The organism is Acuticoccus sp. MNP-M23 (assembly GCF_031195445.1).
In the GTDB taxonomy this organism is placed as follows: domain Bacteria; phylum Pseudomonadota; class Alphaproteobacteria; order Rhizobiales; family Amorphaceae; genus Acuticoccus.
In genome coordinates this window covers 3754954-3778788 of the sequence record NZ_CP133480.1, presented here as the reverse complement: position 1 = coordinate 3778788, position 23835 = coordinate 3754954, and the positions used below count along the sequence as shown (strand labels likewise).

Below are 23835 nucleotides of genomic sequence, written 5' to 3'. Positions count from 1 at the left end.
ATTTTGCGGTATACTTCGGTTGAACCGCCTTCGCGTTGCGACGGATGCAAGAGGAGCCACCTCATGAATACGGATCTCCCCCGACCCAGACGCGATGCAAAAGCATTCGCTCAACGCAATCAGCTCATCAGCAAAGTGGAGAACGGACGGCTAACCCCGGACGATGGCGAGGCGAAGGCGCGGGAGCTTTGCATCGGTCCGCTTGCGCCAGTGACGGTGCCGGATGCATTTGATCCCATGCGGCTCGACCGCTGGACTCCATGCATGGCGCTCGCATGGATCCTGTGGCGCTCCGCAGAGAGGGTCCGCGAGTACTGGAGATATTACCGCGAAGAATGTTGGATCTGGGTGTTTGGACGCCATCGCCTCGGACCCGATGGCGAAATTCGGGAAGGCTACTTCCTCGAGCAGCTGGAACCTCCATCAGTTGCGAGGCTCCCGCTCGACGTACGATGGGGACGAAGTGATGGCAGATGCCGCACACCCCAGCACCAATCTGAAGTCGTTCGCAGAAGCCCGCGCGGAACTTTGGGTAATGCTGACGCGAGGAAGCTTAAAAGCCAGCGGCATTGATCGGGAGACGAGAGAACGGAAACAAGTCTCGGAGGCGCTTTGGCCAGATTTGGAAGCCGTCGAAGAGAAAGGCCGGGATATTTATCGATGCATGAAGCAGTTTCCCCATGGCTCGGCCTTGGAGGACGTTAGACTTCATGCCGGCGCCGTCAGGGACCTTTGGCTGCCGACGCCCCACCGGACGGATCGCGCCCCCCCTACTTGTCACCCCGAATACAGGCTACATCCCGCTGTCGGCAGCGGCACATTGGGTGGCGAGCGAAGGCGGCACGATCGATGTGACCGACGAAACTCTACGCGCTGGCTATCGCAGGCTCGTTCAAGAGGTAGTCGATGGCCACATCGAGGCGGTCGGCACCAGTGATGGCCTGCCAGGCCCGATCCCCGGGTACGTCTTCGCTAGCTGCCGCATACGGCACCCCTTCGACGCGCCGGATGACGCGCTCGTTCAGACCGAGGCTTTGGCCCTCGTCTGCCACTCCTATGTTGATGACTTGCTTTGGCAGTCCGGCTTCGACGACTCCTTGCGCAACTGGAATGGGGCTCGTTGGCGACGCATAAGCGTGAGAGGCCCTGATCTGAGCGATGTCTTCCCATACGCAAAGGTCAAGCAGGTTGTCTACGCCAACCCGCGGAGGACCGGGGCGCCGGGACGGCCAGGATCAAGGGACGTCTACCTGCTGGAATTCGAGCAACGCGCCGCGCGCGGTGAGGTGTGTCCGACGATCGGTCTAGAGGCCAAAGCGCTCCACGAGTGGTTTCCGTCGGCTAATGCCGGCATCAAACCTCTCAAGATAAAGCCGATCGAAAATGCCATCAGGTCCGCGTTTCACAACTACAACGCCGCCAAGCGACGAACCAAGGACGAGCCGCACCAAATTATCGAACGCTGCCAGTTTAGTGCGCGCTTTTTAGTGCCAACGAAGCGCACAAGGTTTCCGCAGGACGCCGGCATCAGCCGCCGGATTCACTTCGGAGAAATCTGTGACCGAAACCATCCAGCCGTCACCGGAAACACCCATCCCTGCCTATCTGCGGCGAGACGAAGCTGCGCGCTACGTCCGCACGACGTACAATTTTCCCTGCTCGACCCGCTGGCTCGCGAAGCTCGCTGTCGTCGGCGGCGGTCCGGCCTATAGCAAAGCCGGCCGGACGCCGCTCTACACACTCCACGACCTTGATGCCTGGGCGCGCCAGCGCATCCGTTTGCCTCAGCACTCCACGGTGAAGCCCGAGGAGATGTGGAATGAGCGCTGAGGACATCGCAAAGGCCTTGAACGTGGTCCGGATCGGTGCGGGTTGGATGGCGTCCTGCCCTGTACATGCCGATCGTACCCCGAGCCTAGCGATCAACATCTCGCGCAGCGGCAAGCCCCTGGTCCATTGCTTCGCAGGCTGTAGCCAGGCCTCGGTCATTGCCGAGCTTCGTGATCTCGGCTGCTGGGATGCCGGCAGCACCTCGACCCCAACGGCGAGCATTTCCCCCGGGATTTGCGACCACGATCGCGCGTCCAATACCGCCTACGCCCTCTCCATCTGGGAGGCCTCACGCTTCCCTGCCGGGACGCCCGTCGAACGTTACCTGCGTGTCCCGCGGGATCACGTTCCCGATCTCCGCCTCACTGCGCTTCCACCCCGGCCTCAAGCATCCGGGCAGGCCGCTGTTGCCGTGCATGGTCGCGCTGATCACCCGTGGCGGCGACGGTGAAGAGACCGCGATCCATCGCACCTTCCTGAAAGCGGACGGTAGTGGCAAAGCACTCGTCAGCCCCAACAAGATGATGCTTGGCCCCAGCGGCGGCGGCGCTTTCCGCCTCGCCAATGCCACCGACAGCGTGATGGTCGGCGAAGGCATCGAGACCTGCCTCGCCGTCATGCAGGCGACCGGCCGGCCCGCATGGGCCGCACTGTCGACCTCTGGCCTGCGCCTTCTCGACCTGCCCCGCACCATCTGCGACGTGATCGTTCTGGCCGACGGCGATCCGCCCGGCGAGTCGGCTGCGACGGCTGCAGCCCGTCGCTGGCGCGCCGAAGGTCGCAGTGTTCGCATCGCTCGCCCTCCCGCTGGCGTGGACTTCAACGACCTCCTCATCCGCGGCGCCGCCACCACGGAGGTTTCTGCGTGATCGATCAGTCTCGGAATCCCCATCTGTCAATTATCGCAGCTGTCGAGGGCGCGGAGGCTGTGGCCGATCCCCTCAACGAGCTCGTTGCCGCAGTGACGCACGATCCCGGCGCCGCGTTCTCGCCGAGCTAACGTTGCTAAAGGCTTCGAACCGCCCCGAGTTCGAAGACCTCCGCGCCCGACTGAAGAAGGCTGGCGTCCGCGTTGCCGCGCTCGACAAGCTGATCGAGTCCGAGCGCGGCGAAGGTGGCAGCAGCTCCGCACAGGCCGACATCCTCATCGACATCGCGAGCGCTGTCGAACTCTTCCACTCGCCCGATGGCGGCGCCTGCGCCGACCTCCAGATCGACAACCATCGCGAGACCTACCGAGTTCGCAGCCAGCCCTTCCGTCACTGGCTGGCACGGCGCTACTATCAGGAGACCGGAAGCGCGCCCGGCGCCGTCGCCTTCCAGGCAGCGCTGAACGTGCTGGAGGCCCAGGCCCCCTTCGACGGACCGGAGCGGCCGGTTCACCTTCGCCTCGCCAGCCACGCGGGGCACCTCTTCCTCGACCTCGTCGACGATGGCTGGCGCGCCGTGGAGATCGATGCGACCGGCTGGCGCATCGTCGAGTGTCCCCCTGTGCGCTTCATCCGGACGCGGGATATGCGTCCTCTGCCGCCGCCCGCCTCGGGCGGCTTGATCGCCGAGCTCCGGGAGTTCCTCAACGTCGGCTCGGACGACGACTTCATCCTCGTCGTGTCCTGGCTTCTTGCCGCGCTACGCGATCGTTGCCCCTATCCCCTGTTGGTTGTCTCAGGCGAGCAGGGGTCGGCGAAATCCACCTTCGTGACGATCCTGCGCAACATCGTCGATCCCAACACGGCTCCGCTTCGCGCCCTGCCGCGCGACGATCGCGATCTCTTCATCGCCGCCGGCAACGCTCACGTCCAGGCATTCGACAACGTCTCGGCGATTCCGGTCTGGCTGTCCGACACTCTGTGCCGCCTCGCGACCGGCGGCGGCTACGCAACCCGCCAGCTCCATACCGATCAGGATGAGGCCCTCTTCACCGCGGTGCGCCCCGTAATCCTCAACGGGATCGAGGATGTGGTCTCACGCGACGATCTCGCCGATCGGGCGATCTTCCTCACTCTTGAGCCGATCCCCGAGTACAATCGCGTGCCCGAGACTGCACTCCAGGCGCGGTTTCATGATGCGCGGCCGCGCCTCCTCGGCGCTCTGCTCGACGCCCTCTCGACCGGCCTGCGCGAACTTTCCGAAACCAGGATCGGCAGCTTGCCGCGGATGGCGGACTTCACGCTCTGGGCGACCGCCTGTGAGAGCACGCTGTGGCCCGCCGGCTCTTTCATGAACGCGTACCGCGCCAATCGCGACAGGATCGTTGACGAGGTGATCGAGGCCGATCCCGCCGCATCCGCCTTGAGGGTGCTGATGGCGGACCAGAACGAATGGAGCGGCACCGCGATGGAGCTGTTGTCCACCCTCACACGAGTCGCCGGCGAGCGTTCCCGGTCGAAGTTGTGGCCAGACAGTCCGCGCGCCCTGTCGGGTCGGGTCCGCCGCTGCGCAGCTGCCCTCAGGCATGCCGGACTGCAGATCGCTTACACGATATCCGGGCATGAGCGCATCCGTCTGATCCACATCACACGGCAGGCCAACGCGCCTTCCGACGATGATGGGAAACGACCGTCCGCATCGTCCGCATCGTCCGCGCAGGATGCGGTGGGCAGCGTGACTGCGGATCTCGAACGCGATCGAGCGGCGAGGCAGCCGGGATCCGCGGACGCAACACGGCTTCCTGCGGACGCTGAGTCGACATCGACCGCCCGCAAAACGTCACCGCTGGCCTCGACGGCGGACGATGCGGACGCAAATCTTGCCTTATCCGAACAAGCGGCGGGGGGACATCGATAACCGGCCGCTCCTCCCGACCGCAGGTCCAAACACACTCGACCCGAAACTGTTGAGCACCGAAGAGCGGCTTTGTGAACTTTGCGCAATCCTTGCGGCCGGACTTCTCCGGCTCCGCAGCCGCGATATCCAAGTCACTGCGGGAGATGGAGAATTTCGACTTCACCTCCCGCCCGATGAGAGCGGTTGTCCGTCAGCCAACCCATTGGAGACCGCATGACCGCCGACACCATCCCCGCCCGTCTCGCTGCACTGAAGACGGCTCCGACCCCCGAACTGAAGAAGCAGTGGCGCGATCTCTTCGACAGTGAACCGCCGCCGTTCAACCGCCGCTACCTGGAGAGCCGTCTCGCCTACCGCATCCAAAAGCTCACCTACGGCGGCCTGAAACCCGAGACAGTGAAGCGCCTGGAACGGCTGGGCGAAGAGCTCGATGGCGGCGACTGCAAGATGCGCTGCGCTCGCGCCGATCGCGGCCGCCCCATCACCGGCACCCGGCTCCTGCGCGAATGGCAGGGTGTCGAGCACATCGTCACAGTCACCGCTGACGGGTTTGAATGGCAAGGGCGGCCCTACAAGTCGCTCTCGGCCATCGCCCGCGCCATCACCGCTACACGCTGGAACGGCTGGGTCTTCTTCGGCCTCAAGAACCATAGGACAGGCGCATGATGAAGCCGGCGGAAAAATCTAAGGTGGTCCGCAAGCTGCGGTGCGCCGTCTACACCCGGAAATCCTCCGAGGAAGGGCTGGAGCAGGAGTTCAACTCGCTCCACGCCCAGCGCGAAGCGTGTGAGAACTACATCGCCAGCCAGCGGTCCGAGGGCTGGGTGCTGGTACGCGATCGGTATGACGATGGTGGCATCTCGGGTGGGACGCTGGAACGATCCGGGTTGAAGCGGCTGCTGGACGACATCGAAGATGGGCTGGTCGATGTAGTGGTGGTCTACAAGATCGACCGCCTCAGCCGCTCGCTCACCGACTTCGCCAAGCTCGTCGACGTGTTCGAACGGCACGGCGTCACCTTCGTCTCAATCACGCAGTCATTCAGCACCACCACGTCCATGGGCCGGCTCACCCTGAACATCCTGCTCAGCTTTGCCCAGTTCGAGCGCGAGGTAACCGCCGATCGCATCCGCGACAAGGTCGCCGCCAGCCGCAAAAAGGGCATCTGGATGGGCGGGGTCCCGCCCTACGGCTACCGGGTCGAAAACCGGAAGCTGGTGGTCGACGAAGAAGCCGCCGCGCATGTCCGCTGGATCTTCGACCGCTTCCTCGAGATCGGGTCCTGCACGGAACTGGCGCGGGAGGTCGGCACTCGCGGCATCCGCACCCCGCGCGGGAACAGGATCGACAAGAAATACCTCTATCGGATGCTCAGCAACCGCGCCTATATCGGCGAGGCGGTCCACAAGGGCGACAGCTATCCCGGCGAGCACGACGCCATAATCGATCACGAGATGTGGGAGCGCGTCCACGCCATCCTGCAGGAAAGCCCGCGAAAGCGCGCGGCACGCACTCGCGCCGACACGCCCGCACTCCTGAAGGGGCTGCTGTTCGGTCCCGACGGCGCCGCATTCTCGCCGACGCACACCCGCAAGGGCGGCAAGCTCTACCGTTATTACGTCAGCCAGACCGTGCTGAAGCATGGCGCCGGGTCATGCCCTGTGGGCCGTGTCTCCGCGGGTGAGGTCGAGGCCGCGGTCATCGACCAGTTGCGTAACTTGTTCCGCCAGCCCGAGATCATCGTCGGAACGTGGCGCGAGGCTCGGGAGCAGGACGCGGACGTGACCGAAGCCGAAGTCCGCGACGCGCTGCAGGCTCTGGATTCGGTGTGGAACGAGCTGTTCCCCGCTGAGCAGTCCCGGCTTGTCCAGCTGCTGGTGGAGCGTGTCCAGATCGAGCTGGATGGGGTGGCAGTTCGCCTGCGGATCGACGGCTTCTCCGGCGTCACACAAGAGATGGCTGCGCGGGAGGCGCTTGCGGCATGAGCAGCGCCTCCAACAAGACGATGACGGTGAAGGTGCCGATCACGTTTCAGCGCTGGCGCGGCCGCAAGCGTGTGGTCACGCCAGATGGAATCGAGTTGAAGCCGTCGCCTGAGCGCGAAATCGACAATGCACTTGTGAAGGCGATCGCGCGGGCCCACCGCTGGCAGCGCATGCTTGAGGGCGGCGAGTATGCGACGCTGCGGGAGCTGGCAACAGCGGAGCGGATCAATCCATCGTACGTGAGCCGGGTGCTCAGGCTGACGCTGCTCTCGCCCACACTCGTTGAGAATGCCCTGAACGGAACCCAGGCTGTCACACTGGACTTCCAGAGCTTGTCAAAGCCCTTCTCCGCGGATTGGAATGAGCAGGCGCGCCTTCTGGAACGCTCAAGCAGCACCGCATGAGAGTACGACCTCACCGCCCGTTTGAACGATCATGTCTAGAATGTGCCAATTCCCGCCGTTCGACCCGGCTTTCCATCAATTTCAAAGCGGACATTCCGGGACGACGGGCGGCTCGCCTTGCGAAGAAGCCAACGTCGTTGTTCGGTTACGGGGTAAGGTTCGGATCGGCTGCGGGAGCGATCGGTCATCACTCGATCAGCCTGTTCCTCCACAACGCGAGCAGGACGTCCATCTGGGAATTGTGTTTTTTCGGCTCGCCAAGGACAGCTCGTTTCCAAAGAGCCTGTTTGTCCGTCGCCAGCGTATGGTCCAAGCGCAGCGCCATTAAAGCGCGACAAACGTAAGATTTATTTTTTTCGGAGCGAGTGTAACTTCCCGTTACTACCCGCGCGAGCAAACCCATCTCGCACAACGCAAGAAACGCGTTCCGGGGGCACCCCTTGCACTGGGATGATGGGCTATTTGGAAATACTGCCTTCGCAGCCTGTTCCCACGCGGAACGCGGGGAAGAGGAGCCCTCCCCCGCGAGTAACCTTGCTGCGTTCACTGCGACTATGCCGTATTTTCCCATCGATCGCATGTCCTCCTCGCGCGCGGCTTTCTGGAGTGAGAGGCTGAAGCACTGCCGGCACATTTTTCAAGCGGCGCATCGTGGCCTCGCTCTGGAACGGAAATGCGCGTCGGAGCAGGCCACTCAAGCGATGGTCGCCCAGCCTAGGCAGTTCGAGGGCAGACCCGCCACTAAGTCGTGCCAAAAGCAGACTTTGGCAAATGAAGGCCCGAACGTCCGGCATGGGGCCGATTGCCGACCGTCCGGTCTTGGCCGCCGGATCGAGCGAAGCTGCGATTCGACGGTGGCAGTGTTCGCGTCCGTTTCCGACGAATTCATGACATTTGGTAGCAGACAAGTTAATATCCGTTCACGCCGGGACCCGTCGTTGGCATGCCTCTAAACGTCCGGGCAGGAATGCCCCCCCAAATAGCCGCCTCCATTCCTGAATGTTAGGTCCGATTGACCTGCCGCGGACTCGGAAATTTTGAAGGTTCGCGGCCGACCGTCTGACCGTCAGTAGGTGGCGATGAGTTCGCCAAGGGCGTCTACAAAATGTTCGGCCTGCTGCCCCGACAAGCTACGAGCGAAGTGTCGTGCAGCAACAATTGCCTGCTCGCGAAGAGGCTCGTGGCGCGCGAGCCGAAGGAGGTCGCGCGCCAAGAACTGCAGGCGCTCGGGAATTTCGCCGATCATCCTTGCCCGCCAGATCGCGATCTCGAACAATACCGGGGCCTCGTCATCACCCTCGCGCGGACCAAGCGCTGTCGCGGCGATATCGATCTTGTCAGACTGATGAACCCAACCGTTTACTGACGCGAGCGCTGTAAAGATGAGAAGGTGGAAGCGCGCACTTTCCAACTCTTCGCCGGGAAGTGACAGATCCCAGTCATTGGCACGTTCACGCGCAAGGTCAGCCAGATCCTTTGGCAAGGGCGTATCGGTGCTGGCTTCACGTAGCAAATGCCAGCCAGAGACGGCTTCGCGGCTGCCCGGCTCGGCTGCCAGCAACGCTGTGAGCAATCCTTCTACCTTGTCGCGGAATAACGCGCCGGTGTGGGGATGGAGCGCGTCAAACACATCCCCCAGCTCGGCATTCAGCCTACTGGGCATCGCGTTGTCTGGCGCCAATGACCCGCGAATGATGTCCATCCGGGGACGCTCGCCGTCATCGTTGATTTCGACAACCAGCTGATGGAGCTTCGACCCCGCCCATTCTTGATGGGAAGCCTGCTTCTGGAACTGGATCAACGCCGGCGCCGCTACATGCGCTTTCAAGCGATCAACAGCGATCTCCCTGGGATTGGCGGTGTCTTGGGTGAACTGATCGAGTTGCTCGACTAGTATACGTGGTGAAACAAGCCGATTGCTACCGATCATATCGAGCACTTTCTCGATAATCACATGGCCTGCGATAAGGATCTCGGTGAGTGCGTTGGCGTGCGACCAACACGCGGCGAGCTGCTTTCGCGCGGATAGCGTTGCCCACTCGGGGTCGGCATAGGCTGCGGACGCTGTGAACTTCGCAAGGGCGATGTAGAGGTTCCATATTGGGTTGGCCTCCTCCGAGAGGGCCCGATCGACCCAGCCCCGCACTCTGGCCGATACGAGGTCGCTCAGGTCGCGGCTCGCCAGCGCATCGGCAAGAAAGAGCTGAGTCCAAGGCGATGAAGTCTCGCCTTCCACTTCATCAAGGAAGCACGCCATGCCATTCTCTTCGAGCGACGCGAGGGCGGAAATGATCGGCGCTGGTGGGGCGATGGGGATGCCGCCGAGCCTGCGCACCGCCACGACTAGACCGCGCTCATCGATCAACGTTTGCGCTGCCTGCTCAAAATCGTCGTCCAAGCGGAGGTGCCGGATGAGTTTGCCGATTGCGTCAGGTTCAAGATCGGCCAACGCGAACGCTCGCTTTTCGCGAACGTCAGTGTCTAGATCTGCGTACCAGTGCTGCATCGCCTCATGTGATTTCGCAAAGCTTGCCCGCACGCGTAAATAAGTTGGGCTCGTCGAGGCGAGCGAAGCATTGAACGCGTCCAATTGCTTTTCCGACAGGTCCATGACGCCAGCCCGCTCGAGAAGGGCTTGCTTCCGAACAGTGGCGTCCTCGCTCGCAACCCGACGCGGCCAAGCGTCGAGCCGCATCTTTCTCCGACCGACCGTCAGCTTCAGGTGAGGATCGTCGTCGCTCTCAATCCATTCGACGGTCGCCTGACGTTGCCCCTTGGAATGTCCTCGGTCTGAACTGGACTCCGTCAGAAGGAGACGGAGATGAAGAAGAGCCGCTTCAGCGAAGAGCAGATCATCGCGGTCCTGAAGGAGCATGCCGCGGGGATCGGTGTGTCGGAGCTGTGCCGCAAGCACGGGATCAGCGACGCGACGTTCTACACGTGGCGCAAGCGCTACGGCGGAATGGAAGTGTCTGAAGCCAGGCGGCTGAAGGCGCTGGAAGATGAGAACGGCCGCCTGAAGAAGCTTCTCGCCGAACAGATGCTCGATGTGGCGACGCTGCGGGACGCTCTGGGAAAAAACTTCTGACGCCCAGCGCACGGAGAGGCTTCGTGAGTTGGGCGATTGAAAAGAAGGGGTATTCCCAGCGGCGCGCCTGTGCCCTGATCGGGATGCATCCAAGGACTTACCGCTACCGGTCGCAGCGGCCGGACGATGCGACGGTGCGCCAACGCCTGAAAACGCTGGCGAACGAACGGCGCCGGTTCGGCTATCGGCGGCTGCATATCCTTTTGCGGCGCGAGGGTATCGAGGTGAACCACAAGAAGCTGTTCCGCCTATACCGCGAGGAGAGGCTGAGTGTACGACGGCGCGGCGGCCGAAAACGTGCCATCGGAACGCGGGCGCCAATGACCTTGCCGCGAGGACCAAACCAGCGCTGGAGCCTCGACTTTGTCTCCGACCAGCTCAGCGACGGGCGCCGCTTCCGTGTGCTGGTGGTGCTCGACGACTTCACCCGCCAGTGCCTGACGCTCGTTGTCGACACATCACTGTCGGGGGCTCGCGTGGCACGGGAACTCGACCGCCTGATCGTCAGTCGCGGCAAGCCGCTCACGATCGTCAGCGACAACGGCACCGAGCTGACCTCCCATGCCATCCTCGAATGGCAGGAGGACCGCCGCGTCAATTGGCACTACATCGCGCCCGGCAAGCCGATGCAGAACGGCTTCGTAGAGAGCCTGAACGGTCGCTTCCGCGATGAGTGCCTCAACGAGCATCTCTTCCGCAGCCTTCCGGGCGCTCGCCGCATCATTGAGGAATGGCGCACCGACTACAACCACGACAGGCCGCACACCAGCCTGGGCGGCCTCACCCCGAACGAGTTTGCAACCCGGTCCCGATGGGACCACAACACGAACAGAGTCCAGCTATGAGCGGGGACACTTCTGGGGCAACGTCACGCCGCTTCATCGCGAATCGTCTTCAGTTCCTTGACCAGACCAACAGCGGCGTTGACGATAGCGTCCCAAAATTTCCCGCTCGTCGAAGTCGAAACCGTCGACCGTTATCTGCCCGTGATCAGGGAGATTGAGGGCGTTACGCATACTGGGACGTTGAAGCAGCGACACACGCAGCGGTAGCGGCATGGCGTTCAGGACCCGCCCCGACAGCGCCAGCCAAAGGCGATCTTCCATTAGTCCGTCGTCGGTCCGCGTCAAATGGCGTTCGATCATCTCTTCAAGGCCGCTGCGTATTTCAGGGCGGACTCTCAGCGCGTTTGCAAGCACATGCCGCCATAACCAGTCGAGATATGCGCGTTGCTGCTGCTCGGACCTCTTGCCTGAAAATATCTGGATGGCGACGAGCGCCAACCAGCCGAGGTGGGTACCGAGCAGGCTGTCAGATCGAGGATCCCCGGCCGCCAAAACCAGCATGGGGATGAGGCTCATCTCCAGCGTATCGACGATCCAGGCCGATGCGACCTCCGCATCGCCAACGGTCCAGCTATCGTCGTTCCATATAGCTGCGAGGGCTTGGATTATCGCATGTTCGGAATCGAGCAAGAAGGGTACCTCGCCCTTGATACCGTGTTCGACCGCTGTCGGCTCGGGCCATTGCAAACGCCGGCGATGGATGAGGGCCTCGCCAATGGACCGGCGAATGACTGCGAGGTCTTCGGTTTCTCGAAGCTGGGCATGTCGCACCGCCCGTCGCATGAAGCCGGCGATCTCATCGCCCCGCAGCGGCATGAAAAGCCAGCGCGCGGCACGTAGGCGCTGCCGAAAACCGTCAAGCTGACTCCCCGTCAGCCGCCCATATCGAAGAAGTGCGTCGAGAATTTCGACCGTAGTCGCGATCCGGAATGCCTGATTGTTAATTGACGAGGTATAGCGGTCGTCGACCCATGCGATCCCTCCGTCCGACGCCAGCGACTGGAGGAGTTGCATGAAGCTACGCCCCGCATGCTCCGGGTGCTGAACATCGCGAACCGGCACGCTCTTGTAGGTGCCGTCTTCGAGACCGACGCGGATTTTACCAATAAGGGCAGAGAGACTCTCTACGGTTGCCAGCCGCCGATCCGCATCAACAATCGTTACGCGGACCTCAGCGATCTCGCTTTCCTGGATGCCAACCTGAAACTGCGCGCACAAGGCGCCGAGGAGATTGGCCTGTTCCAAGGTTACGGCGATGCCCTGGTCGAGCGTGACGACTGCGCCATTCGGAGGGGTTGCACCAACAGCAGCGGCGTCGAGAGTTGTACCTAATGTATCGCGCGCTTTCTCCCCGGCTCGTTTCCCGAGCTGCTTCGCTAAGACGTCGAACAGGCGATGGAAGGACAAGGTAGAATTTGGCTCTCCGCCATCACCGTCCCAGAGCACGTGAAAGGTATCGGCCGCAGATAGCTGCGCCCGATCGTGAAGCTCTCCACCAGCGAGACGCGCCAGAACGGCGCGCATAGCGTCAACGCGTTCAGGTTGTGCGATCTCGCTGGCCGATCGTAACGCCAGCATGGCAGGAACGGCTTCCGGCGCAATCCAGAGCGGCGCAAAGGCGCGTTCGGCGAGTTCCAGAATTCCGAGCCCGTGCGCTGTCAGTAGCGCCGTGAGGTCGACCAGAAGTCGCACATCCGCGCGATTTTCCGGCCACGGGTCATCCTCCATACGCCGACCGTAGCGGGCCGAGAGAACCGCCCGGTTCTCCGTGGGTTCGGGTGCCTTGAGGAGCGGACCAAGATAGATAGAGGCCAGCGCTTCCTGTCGAAAACTCGCCAGAACATAGACCGGCGCGTGCCCTTTAGCGTACAGTTCGAACGTCCGCTCTACCTGCTCGCGGCGCTCCTGCATCATCCTCACGATGTCGTCGATCGAGAAACGCTTGACGCCGCCGCGTCCTTGCGCGCCCAGTTGTTCGAGGCGGCCCGTTAGCACGCGCTGTTCGGCCGCCATTTTCAGCTTGAGCGCCAGATCGAAGGCTGCCGTCACATACTCATCGGGAGCGTCGGCAGAAATATCGCGAGTGATGCGCATCGCCGCATCGGGATGCGACTGCATGACAGCGCGCGCCAAGGCTATGTGCCCCGGCGATGGCTGCGCCAAGTCCGCAATATGTTGTTCGTACAGCGCCAGAGCTTCCGGCGCCGCTCCAATCGCCAGCTGAAGCTCGATCGAGCGCCACAGATCCTCAGGCCGTTTCGTCGATTGGGCGATCAACAGACTGAGATCTCGTGCGCCGATCAACTCACCTTTGGCGGCGAGACTATTCGCCCGCAGCCTTTCCAGTTGAACAGGGAGCGTTCCGCCCGGGAAAGCGTGCAGATGCTCAAGCGTTGATAGAACTTGAGACGGCTGCCCATTTCGATAGTAGGCATGCGCGGCTGCCGCCACGGCCTCGGCGGTGCCAATTCTTTCAATGAGATAGGGTGCCGCCTTAACAGCGCTTTTATGCCAGCCAGCCTCGAGCAGCAACTGCGTGGCCGCCAGAATGACGCGTGGATCGCTACTGCCGGCGAGCTGCTCGTCCAGGACCGAAGCGATAGCGACGCGTCTCCGCTTCTTCCGACGGATCTCCATGGCTCGGCGAAGTCGGAGCCAGGGATGCGCGTCGAGCGCGCTCTCGGCTGGTAAGCGATGTGTCTCCATGTTGATGACGGCAAGCCAATAATCTCGCACCTCCGCATGGCCAGCAGCCTCCAAGGCGTCTGAACGTGTTTGAAGAATTTGACGTGCGCACGCGAAGTCGCGATCCGCGTTTGCGAGCGCCACGCGGATAAACAGGGTCTCGAAATCATCGGGATCAGAGTCGAGATCAGCGTCGCATTGCGCGATGGCGGCCCTCCTGTCGAACGGCAAGGCTCGCGAGAGTGCCCATGCGATGAGCGGCGTCGGAAGCGCCCCATCGGCCTGTAGCTGAGCCAACCGCTGCGTCGTCACTGCGTGACGCCAAGGCATGCAAGCCAGGACGCCGAAGTGCCACATGACCATAGAACGGTGCGCGTCCAAGGCAGGATCGGCTATCAACGCACTGAGAAGGGAATCGGCCTTCTCCAAGTCCGCTCGAGCCGCATCCGACAGCCGGACCAAAGGCTGATCGATGGGCGGTGGCCACTCGCCGACAGCAATTTCGACCGATGGTGCCAAGGCGCGTTGAAACTGGCAGATGGCGAGCGCCTGCTGACAGGCACGTGTATCGGGTTCGCGGGCCAGAGCCCGCTCTGCCAGAGCGACCGCCGCTTCGCGATCATTAGCCACCAGCTTTGCCAAAGCGGCGAGACGAAGGGTCTCTGCCCGAGCGTCATCCCCATCGATATGGACTGCTAACTCGTCGTAAGCGGCCTGTGATCGACCCTGACGAAGCAGCGCCGCGGCGCGCACCTCGGCCAACTCTGCCATATCGTCAGCCGATACCCCGTCCAGCAGCGGCTGTGGACCAAGCTCTTCGAGAGTTAAAATTGCTCGCAGCCTGATCGACTCGCCTTCGAGCGCGTCGGCTTGATCGAGCAGCCGTCGTACCCGGGTGAAGTCTTCCGAGGGAATAAGCAGTCCGGCTAAAAGCCGCAGCTTTCCCGCTCTAACGCTCGCGCTCAGCGCTTCGACGGCTTCGGAGCGCAACGCACTTTCGAGTTCCGCGATAACGCGGAGCGTCTCTCCCCGCCTCGCACGCCGCTTGAGCTCGGCAATTTCTCCTGTCTCGGCCTGATTGAGGCGGGTTACATAATGTTGAAGGCTGACTGCGCTGAGGTCCCAACCGCGCTCGAGAGCCTGCTGCAAGCCGGTAAGTGGCCCGGTGGGCTTGCCGAATATTCGTTCATACCAGTTTTGGCCGAGATAGGCTCTAACTGCGACATTAGCGCCGGGAAGACGATCATAGATTTGGGACGAATCCCACACAGAAAATTGAATGCCAAGGGCTGCAAAATTCTGGGTTTGGGCGATGATCTCGTCACTCGCCTGACGGCTTTTGATCGAGCATCCAACGAATAGGATGAAGTGACGAACGTCCTTTTCCCGCCAATGGCTGTCCCAATGCTTCAAAAACCTGCCAGCGGCGGCACGGATGCCAATTGGTCCGAACCGGCGTTCGGCCTTGGCCTGACCAACTTCAAGATAAGGCGCTGGGTCGTGTCGATGAAACGCTATGTGATCAGCACCGAACTGCTCCTGTCCATCGGGACCGTATAGGTTCGTACTGAGAATCTCAGGCTGAGCTTCATGGAGTGCGCGCGCAAATTGCTCGAACCGTCGTGATCCGAGCTCCCAAAACGAATGCTCGTCCTGCGGATTCTGCGAGACCTTGGGGTAACTTGGTAGCGGAGCGGACGAACGCATTTTCATCTCAGCAAAGCGTATATGCTCGCTCCTAAGCGCGCCAGCGCTGACGAAGAAATTGGGCAAGGTGTATGATTTACCAAAGAATTGTTCACAGCATAAACTCGACAAGCTATGCGGCTTGGCACCAACGACCATTGAGCCGTGGCATCAGTCTCTTGTTTAGACATTTTCCGCAAACAAACGCATGTTCGCATTTTCCGACATTCCGGCGCAATGAGCGTCACCAGCTGCAGTCTGCTCTTGGCGATCCCTGCTGTGGACGGAGGACTTGGGAACGCCACAATAAATCCGGGGAGGCGGCCATTCCGTCCATGTGACAGTAATGTCCGCTTTTAAGCATTCCCCATTACAGGCTGAACGACCGAAATGGGGCGCAAAGCGGACGTCGCTGAAAGGGCAGCCGAGGGGCAGCTATGGGTCAACTGCGGACCTCAGCTTGGTCGCAATTTCGATTTGGGCGCCCAGCCCCCTACCGATCGAGAATGCAAAACAGCGATCGGCCGCTCGCCGAAAAACGCACGAAATCCGGGCCTACCAAAGCTGTTGACTAAGATGGCGTAGTCAACAGCTTGAGAGAATGTTGCCCCGGAGAGAGCGAATTCACCTCGTTCCGCCGATTGTGTAGTCAACAGCTTCGGCGCAACGACGCCGCGCCCCGTGGCGTTTTCGGCGCTCGATGGAGGAGCAGAGAACCGTTCGAACTCGCTGAGTGGCGGATGGGGTGGGATTCGAACCCACGGTACGGTCTCCCGCACGCCGGTTTTCAAGACCGGTGCCTTAAACCACTCGGCCACCCATCCGTATTCAAAAACGCTGTCGTGTCTGATGCCCCGAGTGCCGACTTTCAACTTCGCAAAAAGGAACAAGCAAACGTCGTCTTCGGCAATGCCGGGTAGCATGTGAGCGGAGGTGTCGGCAAGCAGGCGATGCAGCGGCGCGAACCCGTGCAGTCAGACGGCGGCTGCGAGCGGGGCACGGTCTTCACGGGTCGCGTGCGGCGGTGCTGCGTTGATGACGAGACGGCGTGTTTGTTCGTGACGGTTCGGGCCATACAAAAGGTCCGGCGTGCAGCGGTCGACGATAACGCCGCCGTGCATCACAACAATCTCGTCGGCAATCCAGCGCACGACGTCGACGTCATGGCCGATGAAGGCCATGGCAAAGCATCGTTCGCGTTGAAGGCGCACGAGCAGCGCAAGGATCTCGGCCTGAACGCTCATGTCGAGTGAGGAGACAACCTCGTCGCAGATCAGCACCGCCGGGTCGCAGAGCAACGCCCGCGCAATGCACACCCGTTGCCGCTGGCCGCCCGAAAGCTGATGGGGGTAGCGCGCCGCCATGGCGCCCGGAAGGCCAACTTCGGCAAGGGCTGCGGCCACCGAAGCGTCGAGCCCTTCGCGCCGGCCGGCAAGGCGCAGCGGTTCGGCCATCGCCCGGCCCACCGTCAGCCGCGGGTTGAGCGCACCTTGCGGGTTCTGGAACACGAACTGGACGGCCCGCCGCTGTGCCTGCGGAAGGCCGCGACTGGTGGCAGTAAGGTCTGCACCCAGAAGATGCACCGTGCCGCTGCTGGGCTTGCGCATGGCCGCCAGCGCCTGCGCAAACGTGCTCTTGCCGGAGCCGGAGCGGCCCAGAATTCCGAGCGTTCGGCCGGCTTGCAGCACGGCACTTGCGGCCGCCACCGCACGCACCGGCGCCGCAAACAGGCGCCGGGCCGGATAGTTTACGCCAAGCCCCTCTGCACGGGCCCGCACCTCGCCCGCCGCGCCCTCCGGCGGCCGCGGCGTCGCCAGCATCTGCCGCGCTGCGACAAGACGCTGCGTGGACGGCTCACGTGGAGCATCCAGCACCCGTCGCGCCGGGCCGGTTTCGACAATGCGGCCATTGTCCAGCATCGCCACATGGTCTGCCGTCGCGGCAAGGCCGAGGTCATGGCTGATGAACAGCGTCGCCATCTGCCGCTCCCGCTGCAAACGGTCCAGCAGCGCGACAATTTCGCTGGTGGTTGCGGTGTCGAGGGCGCTGGTCGGCTCGTCTGCGACCAGAAGGTCGGGCCCGCCTGCCAGCGCCATTGCAATCATCACACGCTGCTGCTGCCCGCCGGAGAGCTCGTGCGGGTGGCGCCCTGCCATGTCCGCGTCCAGCTCCACCTCCTTGAGGAGCGCACGGGTGCGCGCCGCAACATCGCGCGCCACCCCTGCCCGGCCGAGCGCCTCGCCAATCTGCCCGCCAACCCGCATGAACGGGTTGAGTGACGCCATCGGGTCCTGAAAGATCACGCCGATGCGCAGGCCGCGCAGGGCCCGCATCGCACGCTCGTTGCCAAGCGGCAGCGGCACCCCGTCAAAGCGGACATCGGAGGCCGGATCGGCGCGGAGGCCACCCGGCAGAAGGCCGAGTACCGAAAGCGCCAGCGTCGACTTGCCGGACCCGGATTCCCCCACAATGGCGAGTGTCCTGCCGCGAGCCAGCGCAAACGACACGTTGTCCACGATCACGGCACCGCCCGCGCGCACCGTGAGGTTCTTCACATCGAGCAATGGCGTGGTCATCGGGAAAGCCTTGGATCTACGGCACGGTGGATGAGGTCGATCACGGCGTTGATGACCACCAGCGACACGGCAATCACGGTGATTGCGGCCTGCACTACCGGATAGTCACGGCCATGGATGGCATTCAGCATCAGGCTGCCGAGGCCGGGCAGACCGAACAGGATTTCCATCGTCAGCGTGCCCGCCACCAGCCCGGCCAGCACCAGGCCGGAGAGCGCCAGCGCCACCGGCAGCGCGGTGGGCATTAGGTGGAAGAACGCAATCCGCGGCCGCTTCAGACCCTTGGCCCGTGCCGTGCGCACGTGGGCCGAGGTGGCCGCCTCGCGCAGTTCCTCGAACAGCGGCTTGCCGATCTGCCCGGCATTGTCGATGCCGATGATCACGATGGGGAGCGCCAGAGCGCCGATGACCGGCAGCCAGCCGAGCCAGATGGAGAAGACGAGAATTCCCACCACCCCGACGCAGAAGGTCGGGAGTGCGATCGACCAGACGTTGACGAGGTTCACCAGCCCCGCAAGCACCCGGTTTCCGGTCACAGCTGCCGACACCGAAAGGCCGACGGCAATGGCAAGGCCCAGAACGAAGGAACCGAATGCCAGCGTCAACGTGGTGGGGAGCGCTGTGGCAAGCATGTCCGCCACCGGGCGGTTGTAGCGCAGCGACTTGCCGAAATCACCCGTGAGTGCGGCGCCGGCCCAATCGGTCAGGTCGGTGAGAATGGGCTTGTCGAGCCCCATTTCGCGGCGGAGTTCGGTTTCCTGCGCGGCGGTGAGGTTGCCCTCCAGCGCGAGCCTGTCCACCGCGTCGCCCGGCGCCACGCGGCACATGAGGAACACGATGACCACAATGCCCGCCGCCTGCGCCGCCATGCGCAAGAACGCCAGGACCAGCCGTCCCGGTCTTGCCATCACCGGTCTCCCGCCGCGCCGTGCCGCAGCGGATCGAACCGCTCACGCAGGGCATCACCCAGAATGAGGAGGCTGACCGTCAGCGCGATCAGCGCGAACACCGGTGCAAGGATCGCGTGGGGGGCGACCTCCATGTAGCGGCTGCCGTCGGAGATCATCCGGCCCCAGGTGGGGGCGTCCGGCGAGGAGCCGAGGCCGAGAAAGCTCAGCACCGATTCCGTCACGATGCAGCGCGGCAGGATGATGGCCGCCTGCGTGGTCAGGCTTCCCAGAACGTTGGGCACGATGTGAAGCCGCAGCACATGCATCCGCCCGCCGCCGAAAAGGCCGGCAACGCGCACATAATCCTGCGCGGCCTCGCGCTTGTAGGTGGCGCGGGCAACGTAGGCGAAGAACGGCGCGAACGAGACACCGAGCGCAAAGGTGACCGGCCCCGTCCCCTCACCCACCGCGACAATGATGAGGAGCGCCAGAAGGATGCCCGGCACCGCGCGCACGAGGTCGATGAAGGCGAAGACGGCAAGCTCGCCCGCCCGTCCCAGCGCCATGCCAACCAGCCCCAGCGCCCCGCCGATGAGAAATGCGATCAGCGTGCCGCCGACGCCGACTTCCAGCGTCTGCCGCGCGCCCATGACGAGACGGGAGAACACATCCCGCCCGATCTGGTCCGTGCCCAGGAGATGCGCTGCCCCCGGGCCCTTGTTGAGGTGCATCAGATCCTGCGCGAACGGATCGTAGGGCGCGATCCACGGCGCGAACGCGGCAATCAGGACAACGGCCAGAACGACGGCCCCTGCGATCAGGACCGGTATCCGGCCGCCGGTCTCCCGGCGGCCCTTCATGTCAATCGCAAGGGACATGGTGCGCTCAGTCCTTGACGAGCCAGGTCTGCGCAATGCCGCCGCTCACCCAGTTCGGCGACCAGGTGAAGCCCGGCTCATAGCCCTGCACCTCTTCGCGCATGGCAATGGCGTTGGGGGCATGGCCGAGGACCATCAGATAGTCCTTGTCGAGCACATGCTGGAACGCCTTCGTGTAGAGTTCCTTGCGCTTGGCCTCGTCGCTTTCGGCAACCGCCGCCTTGATCAGCGCATCCAGATCTTCGTCCTGGATGCCGCCCCACAACACGGGGTTCGGGCCATCGCTCATCAGGCGAACGAAGCGCAGGAAAATGTCCGCCCGCGGGCCGGACGCCATCACCGACATGTCCCAGTCGTACTGCCCGAGGCGGTTCTGCGCGCCGAGATCGTCAAGCGCGGAATGCTCCACCTTGAAGCCGAGCTGGCGCAGCATCTGGACCACCACCTGCGGGTAGTTCTCCTGCCAGGACACGAGGTCGATGGTGATTGCGGCCGGATCGACGCCCGCATCGGCAAGCATCGCCTTGGCCTTGTCGACGTCGGCGTTCTTGTAGGCGTCGGCCTCACCCATGGCGTCGTCGTAGTAGACGTGGCCAGGCATCACCATCTGGTTGCTGAGGACGCCGGTTGCCGGCGCAAGGAAGTTCATGAATGCCGTCTTGTCGATGGCGGTCATGATCGCGTCGCGCACAGCCGGGTTGTCGAACGGCGGACGCGGATTGCGGTTGTTGAACGCGGCAAAGTACCAGGTCGAGTCTTTCAGGGTCGACGTGCGGATGTCCGGGTCCTGCGCAAGGCGGCGCGCAACGTCGCGGTCGACGTTGACGATGTCGAGGTCACCGGCGCGCAGGGCGTTGGCCTTGTCGATGTCTTCGCGCAGGTTGACGTTCACCGCGGCGAGGTAGGGCAGATCATCGCCGCGCCAGTAATTGTCGAAGGCCGGCGCGGTAAGGCTCACCTGCGGCTTCCATTCGCCGAAGGTGAACGGGCCGGTCCCGATGGGGGTGGTGATGGTGGCATCCCAGCCATCGGAGGCCGGCGACACGATCCACAGTTCGGAGAGCAGCGCCACCAGCGGGGCATAGGGCTCGGTCATGGTGAGGACCACGGTGCGCTCGTCCGTCGCCGACACCGCGCCCACCAGCTTCATGGCCGATGCCAGCCAACCGCCGGTGACGTTGGTGCGCACGCGCTCGATGTTGGCCACCACGGCGTCTGCGGTCAGCGGATCGCCGTTGTGGAAGGTCACACCGTCCCGCAGGGTGAAGGTGTAGGTCTTGCCGTCGGCCGACACGTCGATGTTTTCGGCAAGGAACGGCTCGATGCGGCCGTCGGCACCGATGGAGGTCAGCGCCTCCACATAAAGCTGCTGCACCGCAATGGAGCCGGTGTGGCGGTGGGGGTCGGACGTGTCGAGCCCGAGGGTTGCGTAGTTGAGAACGCCGCCGTGGCTGGGGGCAGTATCCTGCGCGAACACGGGCGCTGCGGTGAAGAGCGCTGCGGTTGCAGCACCAATCAACAGTGCGCGGCGGTTGAGGCGGAAGAGCGTATGGGTCATGGCCGTTGGTCTCCGTCGGGTTCCGAAGTGACTTGGAGTTCGCGCCCGTCGAGGTCCGTCCGGGGCCTGCCGAGATGGGCGAGAATGGTGGGCGCAAGGTCGACGATGGAGGTCGCCTCCCCGCGCAGGATCCCGGGCGCGAAGCCGCGCCCGGAAATCATGAGAAAGGGGGACTGCTCATACGTCCCAAGGCCGCCGTGCTGGCCGCAACCAAGGCGGTCCGGCTTGCCGGCGGCCGGTTTGACGGCGGCGCTGATGCCTGGAACGCCGTAGATGTTGGTCAGCTCGCGCGAGCGCATGGAAACGGCAATGGCGAGCCCGCCCGTCGCCTCGAGGCCGATTTCGGCAAGGCGCGATCCGGCGTAGACCGCCCCGGCCCATGGCGCCGATGCAATGACCGCGTGGAGCGCTGCAATCCGCTCCGCATGTCCGGGGCCGACGTAGATGACGGCGCCGGTGCCATTGGGCGCGATCACGATGTCGTCACCGGGCTCCAGCAGCCCCTTTGCGGCCAGAAAGGCCGCGATATCGACGATCTCGCCAACGCTCTGGTGGCCATGGTCGGAGCCAACGATGAGGAGAATGTCCTCATCGCGCGCAGCAACGGCGGCCATTACCTCCCCGGCGATGGCGTCCGCCTCGCGCAGGACCCTGAGGTGCGCCGGGGACCCCAGCGGAACGGAATGCTGGACGGTGTCCGGCTCGGAAAGCCACAGGACACCGAGGGCCGCATCGCCGTTCACCACCTCGTCGATGAAGCGGGCCGCCATTGTCCTGTCGCCGTCGATCCCGCTCTTGATGTCGAGCGGCTCCGCCACCGGCTCGAAGCCCGGTCCGCGCGAGCCGGCGCGGTGATAGATCGTGCCGTGGCCATCGGGATCATGCGCATAGGCAGCGCCCGGCGACACGTTGTTGAACACCACCACGCCGCCGCAACCGGCCAGCCGCTCGGCCATTGTCGGCATGGTGAGGGTGGCACCGGTGAGGCGGCGCTTGGTCTCGAAGAACTCTGGCTTGCCGACGTCGAACAAGGCGAGGCGCCCGTTGTCCCGAAGCGCGACCGTGTTGCCGCGCAGACCGTTGCGGCCCGGCTGGCAGCCGGTTGCAAAAGCTGCCGAAACCACCCGCGTGGCGGACGGGAACACCGAGCGGTGGGCGGCAAAGCGCGAGGCCTTGTCCGCAAAGCGCACGAGGTTGGGCGTCGTCTCTGGCGAAATGAGGTCGCGCCGCAGACCGTCCAGAATGAGCGCAATCGCACGGGCCATCAGACGACCCCGTTCAGGGCAAAGTCGAAGATGTCGTAGTTGCGCAGGTTGGCGGTTTTCTGCTGGTACGCAGCATTCAGCGGCCGGGAGAGGATGAACGGCACGCGCCGCTCCGCCAGCCCGCCGTGCGAGCGCAGCCGCGTTCCCGCCAGCGCCGAAAGGTCGTGGTCGGCGGCGTGGGCACCCAGGGCGTAACCGGGCGCGGCAATGGCCACCGCTGCCCCCTCGCGCTCCGGCGGCATCTCGAATTCCGCCGCCGCCTCGGCGCCGGGCAGCACCCGGCCCACGCCGGCAATCGCGCCGACCGCAGCCAGCACTGCTGCAGGGTCCACCGCAGCGTCGGTCACGTGGATGCGAACGAACCCGCCGAGCGCGCCGTGGTGGCGCACGAACGGATCGGTGATCGGGCAGATCACCCGCGTTCGTCCTGGGCCGAATGTGGCGTCCAGCGCGTCGGCCACATAGGCCACGCGGGCCCTACCATCGCCATGCGCCATGTCGTTCATGCCATGGTCGGCGACAATGCCGACCGTGGCGCCCGCGGCAATCAGCGCACCAACGCGCTGGTCCACCGCGGCCATGAAGGCGTTGGCGCCACCCGACCCCGGCGCGTGGGAATGCTGCACCAGATCGGACAGCGAGAGATAGGCGACGTCCACCCTGCCCGCCTCGATCAGCCGGACACCGGCATCCAGCACGAACAGCGACAGGTCGGGGTCGTACTGCGAGGGCGCTGCGCGGCCGACGAGCCCGGTCACATCCTCGATACCGTTTTGCGCCAGCGTCGCGTCGTCCGCGCGCTCGGCCGAAAAGGCGATCCCATCAAGGTCATTCGCGAGTGCCTTGAGGAGCTTGTCCTTGGCGGTGATGGCGGCCACCCGCGCGCCGGCCCCTGCCAGCGCGGCGAGGATGGTGCCGGCGCGCATGCCCTCGGCGTCCACCATCATGGTTTCGCGCCCCGTGGCTTCATCGAAATAATAATTGCCCGAGATGCCGTGAACGCTGGGCGGCGCCCCGCAGACGATCGACAGATTGTTGGGGTTGGTGAAGGTGGGCATCGCCGCGTCAGCGATGGCGGCAAAGCCCTCGTCCATCATCTGCGCAAGGTGCGGGACGATGGCGGCCGCGCGGGCGGCCTCGACATAGGCCGGATCGCAACCGTCGTAGCAGATCACCGCCGTGGTGCGGGTCGGCAGCGCGTAGCGGCGCCCGTTGACGGTGACAGCGCGCGAACGTTGCGCATCGCCGGTCTCTCTCAGCGCCATGCGGACTCCTGTTATCAAACCGTTACGTGCATGACGTATAGATATGCCCGTCAAGCAGAGGAAACGTCATCTCGTTGCCAAGCGGCGTACTTC

16 protein-coding genes, 1 tRNA gene and 1 pseudogene are annotated in these 23835 nt (G+C 63.7%); 8 read left to right on the top strand and 10 right to left on the bottom strand.

Annotation, left to right across the window (positions count from 1 at the left end; genetic code table 11):
- Positions 1-1557 precede the first annotated feature (1557 nt).
- From RDV64_RS17465 to RDV64_RS17435, 7 genes and pseudogenes are all read left to right on the top strand, one after another.
- Positions 1558-1830, top strand: coding sequence for a hypothetical protein (locus RDV64_RS17465; protein WP_309196238.1), 273 nt, complete (start codon positions 1558-1560; stop codon positions 1828-1830).
- Positions 1820-1930, top strand: a pseudogene (locus RDV64_RS17460) (virulence-associated protein E); the annotation flags it as partial. The gene RDV64_RS17465 and the pseudogene RDV64_RS17460, both read left to right, overlap by 11 nt.
- Positions 1931-2159: 229 nt before the next feature.
- Positions 2160-2699 carry a toprim domain-containing protein gene (locus tag RDV64_RS17455; RefSeq protein WP_309196237.1) on the top strand — a complete coding sequence of 180 codons (540 nt, stop codon included), beginning with the start codon at positions 2160-2162 and terminating at the stop codon, positions 2697-2699.
- Between the two features lie 133 nt (positions 2700-2832).
- Positions 2833-4617: a hypothetical protein gene (locus RDV64_RS17450; protein ID WP_309196236.1), complete on the top strand. Its 1785-nt coding sequence runs from the start codon at positions 2833-2835 to the stop codon at positions 4615-4617.
- Positions 4618-4830: 213 nt separating this feature from the next.
- Complete coding sequence (locus RDV64_RS17445; RefSeq protein ID WP_309196235.1) at positions 4831-5283, top strand: DUF2924 domain-containing protein; 453 nt, start codon at positions 4831-4833, stop codon at positions 5281-5283.
- Complete coding sequence (locus RDV64_RS17440) at positions 5280-6602, top strand: recombinase family protein (RefSeq protein WP_309196234.1); 1323 nt, start codon at positions 5280-5282, stop codon at positions 6600-6602. Before RDV64_RS17445 ends, RDV64_RS17440 begins: the two co-directional genes overlap by 4 nt.
- A complete protein-coding gene (locus RDV64_RS17435; RefSeq protein ID WP_309196233.1) occupies positions 6599-7006 on the top strand; it encodes a hypothetical protein in 408 nt (135 codons plus the stop codon). The genes RDV64_RS17440 and RDV64_RS17435 overlap by 4 nt, the downstream gene beginning before the upstream one ends.
- A gap of 187 nt (positions 7007-7193) precedes the next feature.
- Here RDV64_RS17435 and RDV64_RS23880 read toward each other — a convergent pair whose 3' ends face one another.
- Both RDV64_RS23880 and RDV64_RS17430 read right to left on the bottom strand, forming a co-directional pair.
- Positions 7194-7577 carry a hypothetical protein gene (locus tag RDV64_RS23880; RefSeq protein WP_375143761.1) on the bottom strand — a complete coding sequence of 128 codons (384 nt, stop codon included), beginning with the start codon at positions 7575-7577 and terminating at the stop codon, positions 7194-7196.
- 495 nt (positions 7578-8072) lie between these two features.
- Positions 8073-9617 (bottom strand): hypothetical protein, encoded by a 1545-nt coding sequence (locus RDV64_RS17430; RefSeq protein WP_309196232.1) that lies wholly within the window; start codon positions 9615-9617, stop codon positions 8073-8075.
- Positions 9618-9827: 210 nt separating this feature from the next.
- On the opposite strand from RDV64_RS17430, the gene RDV64_RS17425 reads away from it, so the two are divergent.
- Positions 9828-10939, top strand: a protein-coding gene (locus RDV64_RS17425; protein WP_309195819.1) for an IS3 family transposase whose coding sequence is annotated in 2 segments (ribosomal slippage) — positions 9828-10077 and positions 10077-10939 — 1113 coding nt in all. Because the reading frame shifts where the segments join, the coding sequence is not laid out codon by codon here.
- A 33-nt stretch (positions 10940-10972) separates the two neighbouring features.
- Here the strand turns inward: RDV64_RS17425 and RDV64_RS17420 are convergent.
- From RDV64_RS17420 to phnA, 8 genes are all read right to left on the bottom strand, one after another.
- Entirely contained in the window at positions 10973-15331 is a 4359-nt protein-coding gene (locus RDV64_RS17420; RefSeq protein ID WP_309196231.1) for a hypothetical protein, read from the bottom strand.
- Positions 15332-16044: 713 nt separating this feature from the next.
- Positions 16045-16134: transfer RNA gene (locus tag RDV64_RS17415), tRNA-Ser, on the bottom strand.
- A gap of 150 nt (positions 16135-16284) precedes the next feature.
- A complete protein-coding gene (locus RDV64_RS17410; protein WP_309196230.1) occupies positions 16285-17886 on the bottom strand; it encodes an ABC transporter ATP-binding protein in 1602 nt (533 codons plus the stop codon).
- Positions 17883-18794 carry an ABC transporter permease gene (locus RDV64_RS17405; RefSeq protein ID WP_309196229.1) on the bottom strand — a complete coding sequence of 304 codons (912 nt, stop codon included), beginning with the start codon at positions 18792-18794 and terminating at the stop codon, positions 17883-17885. Before RDV64_RS17405 ends, RDV64_RS17410 begins: the two co-directional genes overlap by 4 nt.
- On the bottom strand, positions 18794-19654 hold the full coding sequence (locus RDV64_RS17400; protein WP_309196228.1) for an ABC transporter permease: 861 nt from the start codon (positions 19652-19654) through the stop codon (positions 18794-18796). The genes RDV64_RS17405 and RDV64_RS17400 overlap by 1 nt, the downstream gene beginning before the upstream one ends.
- A 7-nt stretch (positions 19655-19661) precedes the next feature.
- Positions 19662-21212 (bottom strand): ABC transporter substrate-binding protein, encoded by a 1551-nt coding sequence (locus RDV64_RS17395; RefSeq protein ID WP_309196227.1) that lies wholly within the window; start codon positions 21210-21212, stop codon positions 19662-19664.
- Positions 21209-22477, bottom strand: coding sequence for an alkaline phosphatase family protein (locus RDV64_RS17390; RefSeq protein ID WP_309196226.1), 1269 nt, complete (start codon positions 22475-22477; stop codon positions 21209-21211). The genes RDV64_RS17395 and RDV64_RS17390 overlap by 4 nt, the downstream gene beginning before the upstream one ends.
- A complete protein-coding gene (phnA, locus tag RDV64_RS17385) occupies positions 22477-23742 on the bottom strand; it encodes a phosphonoacetate hydrolase (protein ID WP_309196225.1) in 1266 nt (421 codons plus the stop codon). The genes RDV64_RS17390 and phnA overlap by 1 nt, the downstream gene beginning before the upstream one ends.
- Positions 23743-23835: the final 93 nt, after the last annotated feature.

Bases quoted from the DNA above. Each gene is read 5' to 3' on its own strand.
- RDV64_RS17445 (WP_309196235.1), top strand. From the start codon at position 4,831: ATGACCGCCGACACCATCCCCGCCCGTCTCGCTGCACTGAAGACGGCT.
- RDV64_RS17440 (WP_309196234.1), top strand. From the start codon at position 5,280: ATGATGAAGCCGGCGGAAAAATCTAAGGTGGTCCGCAAGCTGCGGTGC.
- RDV64_RS17435 (WP_309196233.1), top strand. From the start codon at position 6,599: ATGAGCAGCGCCTCCAACAAGACGATGACGGTGAAGGTGCCGATCACG.
- RDV64_RS23880 (WP_375143761.1), bottom strand. From the start codon at position 7,577: ATGGGAAAATACGGCATAGTCGCAGTGAACGCAGCAAGGTTACTCGCG.
- RDV64_RS17430 (WP_309196232.1), bottom strand. From the start codon at position 9,617: ATGGACCTGTCGGAAAAGCAATTGGACGCGTTCAATGCTTCGCTCGCC.
- RDV64_RS17420 (WP_309196231.1), bottom strand. From the start codon at position 15,331: ATGCGTTCGTCCGCTCCGCTACCAAGTTACCCCAAGGTCTCGCAGAAT.
- RDV64_RS17410 (WP_309196230.1), bottom strand. From the start codon at position 17,886: ATGACCACGCCATTGCTCGATGTGAAGAACCTCACGGTGCGCGCGGGC.
- RDV64_RS17405 (WP_309196229.1), bottom strand. From the start codon at position 18,794: ATGGCAAGACCGGGACGGCTGGTCCTGGCGTTCTTGCGCATGGCGGCG.
- RDV64_RS17400 (WP_309196228.1), bottom strand. From the start codon at position 19,654: ATGTCCCTTGCGATTGACATGAAGGGCCGCCGGGAGACCGGCGGCCGG.
- RDV64_RS17395 (WP_309196227.1), bottom strand. From the start codon at position 21,212: ATGACCCATACGCTCTTCCGCCTCAACCGCCGCGCACTGTTGATTGGT.
- RDV64_RS17390 (WP_309196226.1), bottom strand. From the start codon at position 22,477: ATGGCCCGTGCGATTGCGCTCATTCTGGACGGTCTGCGGCGCGACCTC.
- phnA (WP_309196225.1), bottom strand. From the start codon at position 23,742: ATGGCGCTGAGAGAGACCGGCGATGCGCAACGTTCGCGCGCTGTCACC.